General features: G+C 66.6%; 1 protein-coding gene. It reads left to right on the top strand.

Annotated features, from left to right (window positions below; translation table 11 throughout):
* Positions 1 to 435: 435 nt before the first annotated feature.
* Positions 436 to 719, top strand: a 284-nt coding sequence (locus ACLJQE_RS44660) for a helix-turn-helix domain-containing protein (RefSeq protein ID WP_410645924.1), incomplete at its 3' end; no start/stop codon positions are given.

Genomic DNA, 719 nt, shown 5'->3' on the forward strand with positions numbered 1-719 from the left:
AGTTGCAGGACCGGTCAGGTGGCCGGAGCCGATCAACGTACGGGGCTCCGGGCAGTGACCAGCGGCGTCAGCGTGCTGGGACCGATCAGTGGAAGGGTTCCGGCCGTGGCGGTCGCAGCAAGCGCAGTACCAGTAGATGCAGTACCAGTAAGTGCAGTTGCAGTGTGCAGTAAGTGGAAAACACCGGAAAGAAGGGACGGGACCCATCATTGGATCGCCCGCAGCGGTTGGGCTTTGCCGCGCGGGTGCCGCAGTTCCATCGAGTTCGGAGGTGGTGCTCGGTCACGAATGAGCGATCCCCGCATGATCCGGCTGTACGCCGGACGCGGGTGCAGGACGCCGGCGGTCGCGCCGGTCGACAATGATGTAAACCCAACCCTTGAGGACCCCGGGTGCCGCAGTGGCACCCGGGGTCCTTTGTGATGCGGAGGTCGAGTGATTCCTGATCAAGAAAGACCCGGCACGCCAAGCGCGGCCGACAAGTTCGACGACGAGAACTACCCCGGCTACACCATGGGCCGGGCCGCCGACATGCTCGGCACCACCCAGGGCTTCCTGCGCAGCCTCGACGAAGCCGGCCTGATCACCCCCCAACGCTCCACCGGCGGGCACCGCCGCTACTCCCGCCACCAACTGCGCCTCGCCGCCCGCGCACGGGAACTGGTCGACCAGGGCACCCCCGTCGACGCCGCCTGCCGCATCATCACCCTCGAAGACCA

It is taken from the genome of Amycolatopsis sp. lyj-346, assembly GCF_046548975.1.
GTDB lineage: Bacteria > Actinomycetota > Actinomycetes > Mycobacteriales > Pseudonocardiaceae > Amycolatopsis.